This is a genomic window from Thermosynechococcus sp., from assembly GCF_025999095.1.
In the GTDB taxonomy this organism is placed as follows: Bacteria; Cyanobacteriota; Cyanobacteriia; order Thermosynechococcales; family Thermosynechococcaceae; genus Thermosynechococcus.
The window spans coordinates 1298583-1314130 of the sequence record NZ_AP024678.1 but is presented as its reverse complement, the minus strand read 5'-3'; the positions used below and the strand labels follow the sequence as shown (position 1 = coordinate 1314130).

Genomic DNA, 15548 nt, shown 5'->3' with positions numbered 1-15548 from the left:
TGCAACAGCAGGACTCAACCCCTCAAAAGGTCGTGGCGGCGCAACCAATCCAAAAGTAGGCCATTGACGCGATCGGGCTGTTCATCGTGGGGGCAGTGGCCGCTGTGATCTAGCTCCACCACTTCTAGTGTTGGCTGGACCTGTTGAAACTGGCGGCTCAGTATTGGCGGGATGAAGCGATCCTGTTTGCCCCAGATCAGCAATAGGGGTTGGGCCACAGTCTTGAGCATCGTTTTGGCACTGGGTCCAAAGTCTGTGCGGCTCATAGCGCGAATAATTTGCACAAAGGCGCGATCGCTCTGGCAGTCATAGGCGGGGGTAAGCAGAATATCTAATAGTTCATCATCCACACAGCGGGGATTGGCGTAGGCCAGTTGGGCCCAGCGCTTGACAATGGCGGGGCGGCGAACCGTGTAAAACAGTGCCCGCAGCAGCCAGGGAGCGGTAAAGACCTGCTCAACTGCCTTCACAAGGGGGGCGATCGCCCTGGGAATCACCTCTTCGCGCAGCGCTGGATCCGGCAAACTTAGCATCACCACCCCCGCCGCCATCTGCGGGTAGCGGTAGGCACAGGTGAGAGCAATTAAGGCCCCAATGGAGTTGCCAACAATTACCGCTGGTTGCTCAACCATTCCTTGCCAAAAGGCATGAACCTGAGCCGCCCAAAATTCAGCACCATAGTCAGCAATGGGCTTTTCTGCTGCCCCCAACCCCATGAGATCGAGGGCATAGGTTGGCTGGTAGTTTCCTAAAGACTGCAAGTTGTAGCGCCAATGCCGTAGAGATGCACCAAAGCCGTGCAGCAAGATCACGGGAGAGCCCCTTTGCCCCGCGAAAGCCGGTCGCCAGAAGCTATAGCGACTCTGCCAGCCCCGCCAGCACCACTCCCGCTGGATGCCATAGCGATAGGGCTCCACCCGTTGTCTCCTGTACCCATTCATCCAATAATGACTTCTATCTTATGAAGTTTTGCAACAGATTCATCGAGACCCAAAAGGAGTTCGACCTTGAGTCCATCAGCAACGGTACAAACAAAGGACGCGATCGCCCCCCACGGCGGTATCCTTGTCAATCGTATTCTGTCCCCCGAACAAAAACAGGCTTGGCTGGCTCGCGCCGATCAATTGCCCCGCGTGACCCTCGATGAGCGCGCTGTCTCTGACTTGGAACTCATTGCCATTGGTGGCTTTAGCCCTCTGACGGGATTTATGGGACAGGCCGACTATGAGCGAGTTGTCGAAGAAATGTATCTGACCAATGGGTTGCCTTGGTCAATTCCCATTACCCTCTCTGTCAGTGCTGAGGTGGCGGCTCCCTTAGAAATTGGCCAAACCATTCGCCTAGATAACGCAGCGGGTCAGTTTTTGGGAGTTCTTGAACTCACCGAAAAATATACCTATGACAAACGCCGTGAGGCTCGCTGTGTCTATCGCACCGAAGAGGACAAACACCCCGGCGTCAAGGTGCTCTATCAACAGGGGGACGTCAACCTTGCAGGCCCCATTTGGCTCCTAGAGCGACATCCCCATCCCCAATTTCCCAACTACTGCATTGATCCAGTGGATTCCCGTGCCCTTTTCCGCGAAAAAGGTTGGCGGACGATCGTTGGTTTTCAGACCCGCAACCCGATCCACCGTGCCCATGAATATATCCAAAAATGTGCCCTGGAAATCGTTGATGGCCTCTTTTTGCATCCCCTCGTGGGCGCCACCAAAGAGGATGATATTCCCGCCGATGTGCGGATGCGCTGCTATGAAATTATGTTGGAGCACTACTTCCCCAAGGATCGAGTGATTCTAGCGATCAATCCGGCAGCCATGCGCTATGCAGGGCCACGGGAGGCGATCTTCCATGCCCTCGTCCGCAAAAACTATGGCTGTACCCATTTCATTGTGGGTCGGGATCACGCTGGCGTGGGAGACTACTACGGCACCTACGATGCCCAACATATCTTTGATGAATTTGATCCAGCGGCCTTGGGCATTATTCCCTTGAAGTTTGAGCATGCCTTCTACTGCACCCGCACTCAGTCGATGGCCACCAGTAAAACGAGTCCCAGCAAACCTGAAGAGCGCATTCACCTCTCAGGGACTAAGGTACGGGAAATGCTGCGCCGAGGCGAATTGCCGCCTCCAGAGTTTTCGCGGCCAGAAGTCGCAGCAGAACTGGCCCGCGCCATGCGACAACCGCAACCCACGCCATAGCCTAAAAATAAAACGAGGGGGTCAAGCTGACGGCAGCAAGACCCCTAACAACATGAGCAAGAACGAATTAACTCGACAACTAAGTGGACAAAATGTGGTTCTAGCTGGCGATCCAATCCCCAGTCAACGATCTGAACCGATCAGGCTTGGAGCATGGACACTAGGTAATGGATTGCTGTCAACGTTGACGACCCTGGATATTGGGAGGTTACCTAGCTTTGCCTTAACTCCCATGGACGACAGCATGGGGACTTCGGCAGTAACCACATCAACGATAAGGTTGGATAAAGCGAGAGGACAAATAGACAACGCTGAAGCTCACAGGATTAATTTTGATGTTACCCACAAGACAGGATTGAGATTCATCTTGGAGTAACTTTGCTTTATCCTGAACTCAAGGACTGGGAGGCACAAGCCTTAAGTTCACTCTTATCGCTAACCTTCCTTTCTGTGCCTACTCTTAAGTTAGCATAGCCCCTTGGGAATGCTCAAATGTTAACTGAAAATTCAATATCTGAAATGTTCCTTAACTGATTCTGCAATATACCGTTAGATTCAGGGGTTGCGCCCTTTTGGTGGGATTTCCTGACCGAACGTTATCTTTGCTTTTAACAGTTGGGGCGATCGCCCCCAGCTCATAAAAAACTGCACCCGCCCCTGCTTGCCACTATGGCGGAGCTGATGCAGAACTGTACTGGTTAGGTTTACCTGTAAACACTCTCCAGGGGTTCTTCTTGGGGAAGACGGCAACTAGCTCTTACGGGAGGGTGTCCCCGTGAAGGGCTGTGCCCCTGTGGAAGGATAGTGATCATCGCGCGGGGTAAAGATGCGCCCAAATGCCTCCATCAAAAAGACCATCATACTTTGCAGTTTCTCACGTATTGCTCTTAACATAGGTCAACTCCTAAAGTAAAGTGATTTAGGCTTCAGCCTTTGGCTGAATGAGTGAACACCGCAGGAAAAACTTGAAACTTGCTCTACTGGAACAACGGGATCGGACGTTGCCTCCGGGCTATTAGGTAAAGCCCTTTTCCCATAACTGGAACACACTCCCAACAGCGAAGGCTCCTATAGGAGAAGGATCGTTTTTCCTCCTGCCGCCCATACATAGAAAAGGACTCTAAAGGCTGTACTTTTAGTATAAAAAATCAGACCCGTTGCCTGAGAGAGTTTGAGACAATTTTTTATATCCTGAATAAGGAAGTTATTGATTTGTTAAATTCTGTTCTAAATGAGATTTCACCCATGACATTTATTCCCCCTCTTTCTGATCTTTCCCTGCGCTCACAGGTGGCGCAAATGGTGGTTGTGCGAGCCAGTGGTTATCTTTACGATCGCCAGATTGAATATCCCGCTTGGGAACCACCTCAAAATACCCTAAAACACTGGATTAAAGACTGGGGAGTAGGGGGGGTGATTCTCTTGGGGGGCAGTGCCGTCGAAGTGGCAGAACGCTGTCAGCAGCTTCAATCTTGGGCGACGATTCCACTATTACTTGCAGCGGATATTGAGGAGGGGGTCGGCCAACGCTTCAGTGGTGCGACGCAATTTCCGCCGCCGGCGGCTTTGAGAGCGATTGCCAAAAAGAATCCACAACGGGCGGTTGAGCTTGCTAGGGCAATGGGAGCCCACACCGCAGCTGAGGCTTTAGCCATTGGGTTAAATTGGGTGCTTGCCCCAGTGGTGGATGTGAATAACAATCCCGCGAACCCAGTGATTAATGTGCGTGCCTTTGGCGAGGAGCCAGACATTGTGAGTGCTCTGGCAACCGCTTTCATCCAAGGGGCGCGTACCCATCCAGTGCTAACAACGGCAAAACATTTTCCCGGCCATGGGGATACGGCAACGGATTCCCATTTAGAGCTACCCGTGCTGCCCCACGATCGCGATCGCCTGCAAGCCATTGAATGGCCGCCCTTTACTGCTGCCATTGCTGCAGGGGTGGATGCCGTCATGAGTGCCCATGTCCACCTACCTGCCTTGGATGCCGAGCGGCCCGCCACCCTGTCTCCCCCAATTCTCACGGGAATTTTGCGCCAAGAGATGGGGTTCAGGGGGCTAATTGTCACCGATGCCCTCGTCATGGGGGCGATCGCCAACGCCTACGGTACCGCCGAAGCCGCCGTCAAAGCCGTAGAAGCCGGTGCCGATATTTTGCTCATGCCCGCAGATCCCCCAGCAGCGATTGAAGCAGTGGTTGCTGCCGTTGAGTCAGGGCGGATTCCTTCTGAACGCATTCAGGCTGCCGTAGCCCGCATCCAAGCTGCCAAGGATCGCCTTCAGCCCTTGGCATTGCAGTTGGACTATTTCCAAACCACACCAGCAGTTGAGGTGGCCACCACTATTGCCCAAGAGAGTCTTGAGCGTGCCGGCCCCGCCTTGCCAGCAGTGACCTCTGGGGTCAATTGTCTGATTGTGGATGATGCCCTCCAGGCGAGTTTTTTAAGCCGTACCTCTCCAGCCCTCACCCTACCTCCCACTTGGGGATTTAGCCAACGACTGGTGATTGATCAGCAAACACCCCTGACGATGATTGAGGCCTTGCCCAAGGCGCCGACCTTAGTGCAGGTGTTTAGTCGCGGCAATCCTTTCCGCGGCAAAGCGGGTTTAAGTGCGCCAGCGATCGCCACCCTGGAACAACTGCAAACCCAAAATCAACTGGCGGGTCTGGTGGTCTATGGTAGTCCCTATGCCTACCGGGAGATAACCCAGTGGCTTCACCTCGAGGTGCCCCGCGTCTTTAGCTATGGACACTACAGCATTGCCCAAGGTCTGGCGCTGGCATACTTACTAAAGGTTTCTTGATCTTTTGTGAGGCAATCCACAGGGAACCCCTATACTGCTTTCACGTCCCTAGAGAGACCCCCCTAGGATTTGGTGCCATGATGAAGTTTCCTACGGTGGTTGGCTTGGCGACTCTCTACACAGTTGCCACAACCCTAGCGATCGCCCCCATGAGTTTTGCCGCTCCCCAGTCTTGGCTCGATCAACCGCTGCGTAACTGGAATCCCAGCCTTCCTCTCCTAATTCCCCCGCGGGGCAATCCGGATGCCAGTGAGTTGAACCGCTGTCGCAGCACACTGCGTTCTCCCCAATCCATGGCCGATCGCCTGATCCAACAGCGGGGCTGGTATCTGGTGGGCACACCCATTCGCCATCAGCATGTGGAAATTATTCTTGGTAATACTAGTTTTGATGGTATGTGTCGCCCAATGGGGTATCAGGCCTTTGTTTTTGCCCGGGGACGTTACTTGGGGACATTATCGCCAAATCTCATGGATTCCCGTGCCGATGGCTCGTTCCTTGGCAAGGTCAAGTTCCAAAGTGATAGCACCTTCACCGCAGACTTTGCCCGCTATCACCCCAACGATCCCCTCTGTTGCCCCAGTCGCATCAGTACCGTGACCTATCGCCTTGAAGGAGGACCACTGCCTCTGCCGCGCTTAGTGCCGGTGGCCGTTTCCACACAAGCAACGGGGAATAACCCTCCCGACCTGAGCCTCAGCGGTCCGGACCTCAGCCTTAGCGGTCAGCGGTGGCGTCTCAGACGCATCGCCAATGAAGCCGTGCCAGTGGATACCGCCTTCATTGAGTTTGAGAGTGCCAACCGCCGTGCCAATGGCTTTACTGGCTGTAATGATTTTAATGGTGGCTACATCGCCAACGGCCCACGTCTCCTTTTTGCCCCCTTAGCCACCAGCCAACGTCGCTGTGGCCAAGAACAGCTTCAGAGTGTGGAAACCCAGATGCTACAGGGCCTTAACCGCACGAACCGCTACCGTATTCAAGGAAATACCCTGCAACTTTTTGAGGGGAATCGCCTATTGTTGACCTTTGAAGCGGGTGCGACTGCAAGTCCCCTCAGTGGCCGCTGCCACCGCGTCATCCCATGGATACCGTCTTTATTGAGTTTGATCCCAATGGCCAGCAAGCAACAGGTTTCAGTGGCTGTAATCACTTTACCAGTGGCTACAGTGTCAATGCCCAGCAATTGCGGTTTTCAGCAGTTGCGACAACGCGGCGCGCCTGTATGGGTCCATGGGCACAAAGGATAGAGATGTCGTTTTTGCAGAACCTGGCGCAAACGAACCGCTACCGCATTGAGGGAAATACATTGACGTTCTATGATGGCGATCGCCCCCTTGCGATGTTTCAGCGAACACCCTAGGGAAGATCTGCCATTTAGTGACTCTTCATGACCGAGAAACCTCGTCCCCGCCAAAAAAATCGCCCGACAACGACCCGCCCTCCTCGCCCCCAGCGACGCACTCCAGCCAAACCAACTCAGAAGGCACCCCCAACTGCCCCGGTGGAGGATGCCCCCGAACTCCTCTATGGTCGCCATGCGGTGCTCTCAGCCCTTGAAAGTGGCCGTCCCTGCAACCGTATTTGGGTGATTCCTTCGCTGCGCTACGATCCGCGTTTTCATCAACGCTTGAATGAGGCCAAACAGCAGGGAGCAATTATTGATACCGTCACTCCGGAGCGCCTCGATCAACTCTGCCAGCGGGGACGACATCAGGGGATCGCCATTCAGGTGGCTGCCTATAACTATTGGTCCCTTGAGGATCTGTTGGCCAAGGCTGCAACCGTAAATCAACCGGTGCTATTGGCTGCTGATGGCATTACGGATCCGCAAAATCTTGGTGCCATGATCCGCACTGCAGAGGCCCTAGGGATGCAGGGGGTGATTATTCCCCAACGACGGGCAGTGGGTATTACCGCAACCGTGGCCAAAGCAGCCGCAGGCGCCTTGGAGTATTTACCGGTGGCACGGGTGATCAACCTCAACCAAGCCCTTGAAACCCTGAAGGCAGCGGGCTATTGGATCTATGGCCTCTCGGAGCGCGGCGCTGTGCCCCTACCGAAAATCACCTTTGATCGCCCCACCGTTTTTGTGGTTGGCAGTGAAGGGGAAGGGATTAGCCTGCAAACGCAAAAGCATTGCGATGAAATTGTCGCCATTCCCTTGGCAGGGCGCACTAATAGCCTCAATGCCTCAGTGGCAGTGGGGATTGCCCTCTACGAGATCAGTTGTCAGCGATCGCCCGCTTGGGATCTGACCCAGGGACGACAGGGCTAGGACACCGTTGCCACAGACCGCAGGGCAAAAATTTTATTGAGAACCTCCTCAACCACCTTATCGGGGGTGGAGGCACCGGAGGTAATGCCAATCGTGAGCGGGCGATCGGGCAGCCAGTTTTCAGCCACGGTGGGATTCTGATGTAGGGGCTTGTGCTCAATGCGATTTCCCGGCCCAATGCGATCGGCAGAATCAATGTGGTAGGAAGGAATTCCATGCTCAATGGCAATTTCTTGGAGGTGGGTGGTATTTGAGGAGTTGTAGCCACCTATTACCACCATTAGATCCAAGGGTTCCTTGACCAAATTCAGCATCGCATCTTGGCGTTCCTGGGTGGCATCGCAAATCGTATTGAAGCTCATAAAGTGTTCATTGAGGCGATCGGGCCCGTATTTTTGGATCATCGTGTGCTCAAAGAGTTTGCCGATTTGCTCTGTTTCCCCCTTGAGCATCGTTGTTTGGTTGGCAATGCCAACCCGCACTAGATCGCGATCGGGGTCAAAGCCAGGGGAACAGGCCTTGGCAAACTTGGCGATAAATGCGGCGCGATCGCCCCCCTGGCGGATGTAATCGCAGACATAGCGGGCTTCCTCTAGGTTGAGCACAATCAGATACGTGCCGGCAAAGGAACTGGTGGCAATGGTTTCCTCGTGGTTGTATTTACCGTGAATGATCGAGGTGAAACTCACCTTTTTGTGCTTCTCCACACTGTGCCACACCTTCGAGACCCATGGGCAGGTGGTATCCACAATCGTGCAGCCGCGCTCATTGAGTAGTTGCATTTCTTGGACACTGGCACCAAAGGCCGGTAAAATCACCACATCCCCTGGGCGCACCTGACTAAAGTCCTTTACTCCATTCACAACGGGGATAAATTCCACGGCCATTTGCCGTAGGCGCTCATTCACGGAGGGGTTATGGATAATTTCATTGGTGATCCAAATGCGCTCTGTAGGAAAGTGGGTGCGGGTTTCATAGGCCAGGGCAACGGCCCGTTCAACCCCCCAACAAAAGCCAAAGGCCTCCGCCAAGCGAATCGTCACATCCCCCTGCTGCCAGCGGTAGCCATTGGCGCGGATTTGCTGAATCAGAGAACTTTGATACTCCCCTTGGAGCTGCTGGTTCACTGCCTCGCCGTGGCCAAAGCCCTTGCGGTGGTAGTTTTCGGAACTATGTAGCGATCGCTTGAATGCGCGGGTATCCATGGGTTCTCCTCTGAGGCAATCTGATGGTATTTTGACACACTCTAAAGGGCAACCATGGGGCTGACGCCCCGTTGGGCTAACTCCTGCACCGTCTGCCGCGCCCAGCGATCGGCGGCCAAAATATCCTCTAGGGTGGGGTTAGTGATGTTTTGCGCAGAGTAGCGATCGCAGGCCATCTCAATGAGGCGGGGAATCTCAAGGAATGAAATCGCCTCGGCAATAAAGAGGGCTACCGCCTGTTCGTTGGCGGCGTTGAGGACTGCCGGCATGGCCCCGCCAGCACGACCAGCCGCATAGGCCAATCCCATACAGGGATACTTTTGGTGATCGGGCGATCGGAAGGTCAAATCCCCCGCCTTCACTAAGTCTAAGGGCGACCAATTGGTGGGGATGCGCTCGGGCCAGGCGAGGGCATATAACAGGGGCAAGCGCATGTCCGGCCAGCCCAACTGCGCCAGCACGGAGGTATCCTGCAACTCAATCAGGGAGTGAATAATACTTTGGGGATGGATGACAATCTCGATATTGTCGTAGTCCATGCCAAAGAGGTAATGGGCCTCAATCACCTCTAGGCCTTTATTCATCAAGGTTGCCGAGTCCACGGTAATTTTTGGCCCCATCGACCAGTTGGGATGTTTGAGGGCATCGGCCACCGTCACCTGGGCGAGTTTCTCCACTGGCCAATCGCGAAAGGCGCCTCCTGAGGCTGTGAGAATGATTTTCCGCAGTCCGCCTTCGGGCACCCCCTGCAAACACTGAAAAATAGCGGAGTGCTCAGAATCAGCAGGCAGCAGCTTGACACCGTACTCCTGAAGCAACGGCAAGACCACCGGGCCACCGGCAATCAGGGTTTCCTTATTGGCTAAGGCAATATCCTTGCCCGCTTTAATGGCGGCGATCGTCGGCACCAGACCGGCACAGCCGACAATGCCCGTGACGACAACCTCGGCATCTCCATAGGCGGCCACCGCTGCAATACCCGCTTCACCTGCCACTAGTTGTGGTTTTTGGGGCAGATCAGCCAATGCCGCCTCTAGCTCCGGCAGTTGTTCAGGATCGGCAATACTGACAATCTCCGGCTGAAATTGGCGAATTTGGGGAATCAGTCGCCCTAGGTTGCGCCCAGCAGCAAGGCCAACCACGCGAAAGCGATCGGGATATTGGGCAACAATGTCAAGGGTTTGCGTACCAATAGAGCCAGTGGAGCCGAGGAGATTGAGTGCCTTCACAGTATTGGGGAGGGTCAGTGGACACCTTAATATCTACCGCAGGAGGGGACACAAGGCAAACGCTGTACTTGTATGCCAGTTTCTCTGAGAATAGCAACAGATGTTTCTTGGTATGCCTTTTGCTATGGTGTTACCTGCTTCTCAATTGGTGCAGCAGCTAAATCAAAAAAAGGCCGACTTTCTTGACTATGGAAAAGAGATTAAAAAGGTGTACAAAATCTATCAGACAGCTCTGCAACACTGGCAAGCAAAGACAATAGCAGAAATCAACGGGGCTGTTGATTCTAAAACTAGCAGTTGGGGTGCGCGCCCCATTGAACCTTGGCAGCAGAGCTGGCGGCTTCCCCTGGGGGTGAAATGGTCTTGTCGACAGATGGCTTTGGATTGGGCCAAGGCACAATTGCTGAATGTTACTGTTGTTGGTGTAGATGGTTCCCAGATTGTGCCAACGGAAGAGATCCACTTGCCAGTGGGCGTCGTGCAGGCAGGTTGGTTTCTTAACCCCCATTCCCCTGATTCTTATGATGTAAATTATGTAAAGGATGTGGTTCTTGAGCTGATTACGCCGGCGGAACTCCAGCAAGCAGAACAACGGCTGAGACAACCCCAAACTTATCGTTTTCAAGAACGCTATATTCATCTGCGTCGCTTTCAACTGGAGTTAAAGACCCTGCAGCAACGGATGGCCGAGGTCAAGGGGTCTGCCTTGCTATTGTTTGATGGTTCTTTTGTGGCCACCTTCGCAGAGTCCTATGCCCCTGAATGGCAAAGCGAGTATGTGAATGCTGTGTGTAAAACCCTGAGCGCAAGCAAGGAATGCTCCATTCCTGTGGTTGCCTATATTGATCAGTCAAAGGCACGGGATGTGGTTACCCTCCTAGCCCATCTTCAGCGTTTAGAACCCAATCCTTATCTTTCAGATGCGCAATTATTTAATTCAGTGTTAACCGAGTGGGGCGATCGCTCCCCCCTGTTTATCTGCGATCGCGGTGGCATTCTTGAGAGTTATGGTCATTGGGCACACGGGATTGGCTTTTGCTATCTCAAGGCCCATCAAGGGTATCCGGTGCGCCTCGAATTTCCCCTGTGGATCTACGACGCGGGACTGCTGCCGTCGGTGATTTCTTGGGTTTGTGGGGAACTCATTACCGGTCAAGGCTATCCCTATGCCCTAGAAACGGCGGATCAAGTGGCCGTTCTCCAGGGGAGCGATCGCCAGGCGTTCCTCAAGCAATTACAAGTCTGGGCAGAGGACACGGGCATTAAACTGCACTTTAACCGTAAGTGGGTGAGTAAACAGCAGCGGCGTTAAAACCCCGCCTTAACACCCTTCGTTTTTGCTTTGGCTCAGGTGTATCGCCTGCAGTGGTCACGCCATGGCCAGGGGGTCCTGGCGGCGTTGGCCTCTGCGTCGCTTGTATCGTTGCCAAAGTTTTACCACCAGCCTGGGGGTTCCTGCTTGCTGCTGGTGTAGGCTGTGGGGCGCCCAGTGTCTAGAGGCCTGAGCATTTTGCTGTGGTTTCACTTTTCGCAACAGGGTTTTACGATCAATGCAAAGTATCCTTGCTTGCAAATTGTCTGTGTTATCCCCTGCTGAAATTCGCGATCGCGCCAGCCACCTCAAATCAACGCTGCCCCCCCAGGTCCGCCTGATTGCCGTCAGCAAGTTTATGCCAGCGGCGGCGATTCGTGCTGCCTATGAGGCCGGCATTCGGGATTTTGGCGAAAGTCGCGTGCAGGAAGCTGCCAGCAAACGCGCTGAATTGGCCGACCTCACGGATATTACATGGCACCTGATTGGCCATTTACAAACCAATAAAGTGCGGCAGGCGCTGCAACTCTTTGACTGGATCCACACCATTGACCGCTGGAAGTTGGCCGAGCGGATCGATACCCTCCTCAAGGAGATGGGGGCAGCCAGTCCCCGCTGTCTTTTGCAGGTGAAGCTCCGCCCCGACCCCCAAAAATACGGCTGGGAAAGATCGGCAGCTGGCAGGCCAGCCCTCCCCCAACTCGATGCTCTCTCCCATCTGCGCTGTTGTGGTCTGATGACCATTCTGCCCTTGGGGCTGCCCCCCTCAGAACAGTTACAAGTATTTCAGGAATTGCGGGCTTGGGGTGAGGAACTGAGCACAAAACCCTGGCAGCAACTCCAGTGGCAGGAGTATTCGATGGGGATGACCCAAGACTATCCCCTGGCGGTGCAGGCCGGCGCAACGATGGTGCGCATTGGTACGGCTATTTTTGGCGATCGCCAATCGGCGTTAGCAATTCGGCAGGAGTAATGCCCTTGCAAGGGATTGGTTCTGAAATCGTCTCCAGTGGTGAAAAAAGAAAACTGCCCGGCGACCAAAGTTCAAAGCCATCACAGTGTTGATTGTCATACTCAGAATCAGTGGTGACTCCCGCAGCTTAGGACCAGCCGAGAGCAAGGTAGGCCACCTCTTTGCTACCAAGGCCGATTTTGACAGTGATGCCCAGCAGCAGATAGACCCGACGCTCCGCCGCGGAGAGGGCAATAAATTCATCAGGTGGCATTGGCCAATGGACATGATGAGCTTGCCTGCTTGATGGTAGGCCGGCAGTAAAGGGCGGGTGTAGACGGCAGTGCTTAGATGCCACCACACACCGAGATCTGCTCAGTCTAGAGGTTGCTGTTAGACTTTCAGAGGGACTTGGCTCCTCTGATTAACAGGGCAGCACTTTATCACAAAACAAAGAAAAATAAAGCTGTCCCTTAGACCGTTGGTCGTGCGTAACAGGGCGGGTCCTTAGCCCCAATTCTTTGCTAAGCTAAAGGATGCCTTCTAAAACCGTGCTAACACCGCCTATGGCCGCATCCCTAAGCTTTGACCTCGATGCCCTCAACCAACGCTTTGAAGGGGCACACCCTCGTGACATTTTGGCATGGGCCGTCACGGAAATTCCCCAAGGGTTGGTGCAGACCAGTGCCTTTAACGTAGATGACATGGTGATTACAGACCTGCTCTACCGTGATCTGTGCCCCCAGCCGCCGGTGCCCGTTCTCTTTTTGGACACACTGCATCACTTTGCCGAGACCCTAGCATTTGTGCAGCAGGCCCAGGAAAAATACGGCTTGGATTTGCACACCTACAAAACCCCCGATGTGGATAGCCGCGAGAGCCTTTGCTGCCCGCTATGGCGACAAGCTTTGGGAAACCAATGTTGAGCAGTTTCACCATCTCACTAAAATTGAACCGCTACAACGGGGCTTGGCAGAACTGAATACGGTGGCTTGGATTACAGGACGGCGTCGCGATCAAGCGCTCACCCGTGCCAATATGCCCTATGTGGAACTGGACAAAGAGGGTCGTCTGAAAATTAATCCCCTTGCTGCTTGGACCCGTAAACAAACTTGGGCCTATGTGATGGAGCACGGAGTGATTTACAATCCCCTCCACGATCGCGGCTATGCCAGCATTGGCGATGAACCCCTCACCACCCCTATCGCCGATGGCGAAGATGAACGGGCAGGTCGCTGGCGCGGCATGGGCAAAACCGAGTGCGGGATTCACATCTAAGCCCATGTACTTTCAGGATGTTATTGCAACACTGCACCAATTTTGGGCAGCTCAGGGATGCCTGATTGCTCAGCCCTACGATGTGGAAAAAGGCGCCGGTACCAAAAGCCCCCATACCTTTTTGCGCGCCCTCGGACCTGAACCTTGGGCAGTGGCCTATGTCGAACCCTGTCGGCGACCGGCGGATGGCCGCTATGGCCAGAATCCCAACCGCTATCAGTACTACTACCAGTACCAAGTGCTGATTAAGCCCTCTCCCGATAATATCCAAGAGATCTATTTGGAGTCACTGCGCGCCCTGGGCATTCGCCCCCAAGAGCATGACATTCGCTTTGTCGAAGACAACTGGGAGGATGCTGCCGTCGGCGCGTGGGGCGTAGGCTGGGAGGTGTGGCTAGATGGCATGGAAGTGACGCAGTTTACCTACTTCCAGCAGTGTGGCGGTTTGGATTGCCGGCCGGTCTCCATTGAGATTACCTACGGCCTAGAACGGTTGACAATGTACCTCCAGGAGGTGGATGCGATCGCCAGTATCCGATGGAACTCTACCCTCACCTATGGCGATGTCCATTTGCAAGGGGAAATTGAGCAATCCACCTACAACTTTGAAGCCGCCGACCCGGAACGATTGTTCACCCTTTTTAGTCTCTACCAGCAGGAGGCGGAGCAGCTTCTGGAAAAGCAGTTGGTCTTGCCCAGCTTGGACTATGTGCTCAAGTGTTCCCACACATTTAACCTGCTGGATGCCCGTGGCGTCATTTCGGTGGCAGAGCGCACGCGCTATATTGGTCGCATTCGCGGGTTGGCCCGGTGCGTCGCCCAAGCCTATGTCCAACAACGGGAAGCTCTGGGGTTTCCACTGCTGAAGGAGCCAGCAGCGATCGCCCCCTAAGTCACCCTTTTCTAAGGAGCATCCATGGGACGGCAGTGGCACCTGTTGGTGATCTTGACCGTGTTTGCGGCAGCGGCAACACTGGCAGCGGATGGGCCGCACTTTGTTAGTCCCAGCAAGTTTTGGGGGCAGTTGGTCTATCAGGTCAAACCCCTGAAACCCGAAAAAGTGGTGGCCCTCACCTTTGATGATGGCCCTTGGGGAGCCTCAACTCGCCAAGTGCTGCAAATCCTGAAGGAGGAGGAGGTCAAGGCCACATTTTTTATCCTGGGCAAGCACGCCCTCATGTATCCCGATCTCATTGCTGAGATTGTCAAAGCGGGTCATGCCGTTGGCAACCATAGTTGGAGTCATCCCTACCAACCCGTTGACCCTAAGGTAGCCAAGCAGGAAATTGAAAACACCTCTGCCTTAATTGCCAAGCAAAGCCAAGCCCAAACGCGCCTTTTTCGGCCACCGGGGGGCAATTTGACCACGGGGCTAGTGGACTATGCCAAGTCGAAAAACTATGCCATCATCATGTGGTCGGTGGATGCCCATGACAGCCGCTCCAACACCACCGCAGCGGACATTGTTGAGCGCACCCTCAAGGCAGTGAAACCGGGTAGTATTATTTTGCTCCACGATGGTGGGGGCGATCGCGCCACGACCCGCAGGGCCCTCCCCACACTAATTCGCCGCCTGCGGCAAAAGGGCTATCGCTTTGTCACTGTGCCGGAACTGCTGCAACTGGCAGTGAAAGCTCCCCCACCAAAGCCTGAACCGACACCGACCCCTCAACCTACAATTACTCCAACACCGACCCCAGAAGGTCTGCCCACGCCTGAGTTGACGCCTAGCTCCCCTAGTCGCAGTGAACGGCAATGGCAGCCACGATCGATGCTCCCTCACTGAGGCTCTAGGGGAAATTCATTAATCTGTGGCGTCGAGGTACCATTGAGGGTCTCCCCCAGTTGATTTAGGGGCGCATAGATTGGTTCTAAGCTGGCTTGAGTGGCAGCGATCGCCCGCAGGAGTTCAGCCGTGAGATATTCCAAGGGATGGGGAGGGGGCGGTTGACGGCGCCGATACTTCGGGGTGGGCACAAACTCACTGGCCACGGCCTGAAGCTGATAGGCCAAGGCTTTCACCTTGGCAAGGTACGTCAGGGTTTCCTCAAGGTGCTGGGTAATTTGCTGGTGCTGAGCTTGCAGATGTTGCCACTGCTCGGGGGCGATCGCTGCGGGTTTGAGCTCCAGGGGGGTCAAATCCTGAAACAGGGCTTCTAAGTCTGGGGTTTCACTACTCACGAGTCCCTCCAACAAGGCCGCATCAAACAACTCCCCGAGCACTTCGGGAGAGACGACTGCCCACTCACTGGGGGAACAAAATAGAGGATCAGGAGCTGTCATGG

The 15548-nt window shown here is 54.4% G+C and carries 14 protein-coding genes and 2 pseudogenes; 10 read left to right on the top strand and 6 right to left on the bottom strand.

Features of this window, described 5'->3' with window-relative positions; all coding sequences use genetic code 11:
• Nucleotides 1–14 precede the first annotated feature (14 nt).
• Complete coding sequence (locus Q0W94_RS06415; RefSeq protein ID WP_297756859.1) at nucleotides 15–941, bottom strand: alpha/beta fold hydrolase; 927 nt, start codon at nucleotides 939–941, stop codon at nucleotides 15–17.
• 66 nt (nucleotides 942–1007) lie between these two features.
• Here Q0W94_RS06415 and sat point away from each other — a divergent pair, with 66 nt between their 5' ends.
• Nucleotides 1008–2204 carry a sulfate adenylyltransferase gene (sat, locus tag Q0W94_RS06410; protein ID WP_297756857.1) on the top strand — a complete coding sequence of 399 codons (1197 nt, stop codon included), beginning with the start codon at nucleotides 1008–1010 and terminating at the stop codon, nucleotides 2202–2204.
• A gap of 750 nt (nucleotides 2205–2954) precedes the next feature.
• Here sat and Q0W94_RS06405 read toward each other — a convergent pair.
• Nucleotides 2955–3098 carry a hypothetical protein gene (locus tag Q0W94_RS06405; protein WP_297756855.1) on the bottom strand — a complete coding sequence of 48 codons (144 nt, stop codon included), beginning with the start codon at nucleotides 3096–3098 and terminating at the stop codon, nucleotides 2955–2957.
• A 351-nt stretch (nucleotides 3099–3449) separates the two neighbouring features.
• On the opposite strand from Q0W94_RS06405, the gene Q0W94_RS06400 reads away from it, so the two are divergent.
• From Q0W94_RS06400 to rlmB, 4 genes and pseudogenes are all read left to right on the top strand, one after another.
• Nucleotides 3450–5009, top strand: a complete 1560-nt coding sequence (locus tag Q0W94_RS06400) for a glycoside hydrolase family 3 N-terminal domain-containing protein (protein WP_297756853.1) — start codon at nucleotides 3450–3452, stop codon at nucleotides 5007–5009.
• 77 nt (nucleotides 5010–5086) lie between these two features.
• Nucleotides 5087–5980: pseudogene (locus tag Q0W94_RS12280) on the top strand (META domain-containing protein); the annotation flags it as partial.
• A gap of 113 nt (nucleotides 5981–6093) precedes the next feature.
• Nucleotides 6094–6372 (top strand): META domain-containing protein, encoded by a 279-nt coding sequence (locus tag Q0W94_RS06390; RefSeq protein ID WP_297756851.1) that lies wholly within the window; start codon nucleotides 6094–6096, stop codon nucleotides 6370–6372.
• A gap of 27 nt (nucleotides 6373–6399) precedes the next feature.
• Complete coding sequence (gene rlmB / locus Q0W94_RS06385; protein ID WP_297756849.1) at nucleotides 6400–7287, top strand: 23S rRNA (guanosine(2251)-2'-O)-methyltransferase RlmB; 888 nt, start codon at nucleotides 6400–6402, stop codon at nucleotides 7285–7287.
• On the opposite strand, the gene Q0W94_RS06380 is transcribed toward rlmB, so the two are convergent.
• Nucleotides 7284–8492, bottom strand: coding sequence for a 4-hydroxy-3-methylbut-2-enyl diphosphate reductase (locus tag Q0W94_RS06380; RefSeq protein ID WP_297756847.1), 1209 nt, complete (start codon nucleotides 8490–8492; stop codon nucleotides 7284–7286). The genes rlmB and Q0W94_RS06380 overlap by 4 nt on opposite strands.
• Nucleotides 8493–8533: 41 nt before the next feature.
• Entirely contained in the window at nucleotides 8534–9721 is a 1188-nt protein-coding gene (dxr, locus tag Q0W94_RS06375) for a 1-deoxy-D-xylulose-5-phosphate reductoisomerase (protein ID WP_297756845.1), read from the bottom strand.
• Between the two features lie 373 nt (nucleotides 9722–10094).
• Between dxr and Q0W94_RS06370 the strand changes: the two genes are divergently transcribed.
• Together Q0W94_RS06370 and Q0W94_RS06365 are read left to right on the top strand one after the other, a co-directional pair.
• Nucleotides 10095–11033, top strand: coding sequence for a DNA double-strand break repair nuclease NurA (locus tag Q0W94_RS06370; protein ID WP_297756843.1), 939 nt, complete (start codon nucleotides 10095–10097; stop codon nucleotides 11031–11033).
• A gap of 268 nt (nucleotides 11034–11301) precedes the next feature.
• Nucleotides 11302–12006, top strand: a complete 705-nt coding sequence (locus Q0W94_RS06365; RefSeq protein WP_297756841.1) for a YggS family pyridoxal phosphate-dependent enzyme — start codon at nucleotides 11302–11304, stop codon at nucleotides 12004–12006.
• Between the two features lie 127 nt (nucleotides 12007–12133).
• Here the strand turns inward: Q0W94_RS06365 and Q0W94_RS06360 are convergent, their stop codons facing one another.
• The gene (locus Q0W94_RS06360; protein ID WP_297756840.1) at nucleotides 12134–12259 is read right to left on the bottom strand and encodes a hypothetical protein; all 126 of its coding nucleotides are present in this window, start codon (nucleotides 12257–12259) and stop codon (nucleotides 12134–12136) included.
• 292 nt (nucleotides 12260–12551) lie between these two features.
• Between Q0W94_RS06360 and cysH the strand changes: the two are divergent.
• The 3 genes and pseudogenes from cysH (at nucleotide 12552) to Q0W94_RS06340 (ending at nucleotide 15049) form a co-directional block, all read left to right on the top strand.
• Nucleotides 12552–13263 (top strand): annotated as a pseudogene (gene cysH / locus Q0W94_RS12275) (phosphoadenosine phosphosulfate reductase).
• A 4-nt stretch (nucleotides 13264–13267) separates the two neighbouring features.
• Nucleotides 13268–14155, top strand: a complete 888-nt coding sequence (gene glyQ / locus Q0W94_RS06345) for a glycine--tRNA ligase subunit alpha (RefSeq protein WP_297756835.1) — start codon at nucleotides 13268–13270, stop codon at nucleotides 14153–14155.
• Nucleotides 14156–14179: 24 nt separating this feature from the next.
• Nucleotides 14180–15049, top strand: a complete 870-nt coding sequence (locus Q0W94_RS06340) for a polysaccharide deacetylase family protein (RefSeq protein ID WP_297756833.1) — start codon at nucleotides 14180–14182, stop codon at nucleotides 15047–15049.
• Here the strand turns inward: Q0W94_RS06340 and Q0W94_RS06335 are convergent.
• Nucleotides 15043–15546: a hypothetical protein gene (locus Q0W94_RS06335; RefSeq protein ID WP_297756831.1), complete on the bottom strand. Its 504-nt coding sequence runs from the start codon at nucleotides 15544–15546 to the stop codon at nucleotides 15043–15045. The genes Q0W94_RS06340 and Q0W94_RS06335 overlap by 7 nt on opposite strands.
• Between the last annotated feature and the right edge of the window lie 2 nt (nucleotides 15547–15548).

Bases quoted from the DNA above. Each gene is read 5' to 3' on its own strand.
- Q0W94_RS06380 (WP_297756847.1), bottom strand. From the start codon at position 8,492: ATGGATACCCGCGCATTCAAGCGATCGCTACATAGTTCCGAAAACTAC.
- Q0W94_RS06405 (WP_297756855.1), bottom strand. From the start codon at position 3,098: ATGTTAAGAGCAATACGTGAGAAACTGCAAAGTATGATGGTCTTTTTG.
- Q0W94_RS06400 (WP_297756853.1), top strand. From the start codon at position 3,450: ATGACATTTATTCCCCCTCTTTCTGATCTTTCCCTGCGCTCACAGGTG.
- Q0W94_RS06370 (WP_297756843.1), top strand. From the start codon at position 10,095: ATGGCTTTGGATTGGGCCAAGGCACAATTGCTGAATGTTACTGTTGTT.
- Q0W94_RS06360 (WP_297756840.1), bottom strand. From the start codon at position 12,259: ATGCCACCTGATGAATTTATTGCCCTCTCCGCGGCGGAGCGTCGGGTC.
- Q0W94_RS06335 (WP_297756831.1), bottom strand. From the start codon at position 15,546: ATGACAGCTCCTGATCCTCTATTTTGTTCCCCCAGTGAGTGGGCAGTC.
- rlmB (WP_297756849.1), top strand. From the start codon at position 6,400: ATGACCGAGAAACCTCGTCCCCGCCAAAAAAATCGCCCGACAACGACC.
- Q0W94_RS06340 (WP_297756833.1), top strand. From the start codon at position 14,180: ATGGGACGGCAGTGGCACCTGTTGGTGATCTTGACCGTGTTTGCGGCA.
- Q0W94_RS06390 (WP_297756851.1), top strand. From the start codon at position 6,094: ATGGATACCGTCTTTATTGAGTTTGATCCCAATGGCCAGCAAGCAACA.
- glyQ (WP_297756835.1), top strand. From the start codon at position 13,268: ATGTACTTTCAGGATGTTATTGCAACACTGCACCAATTTTGGGCAGCT.
- Q0W94_RS06415 (WP_297756859.1), bottom strand. From the start codon at position 941: ATGAATGGGTACAGGAGACAACGGGTGGAGCCCTATCGCTATGGCATC.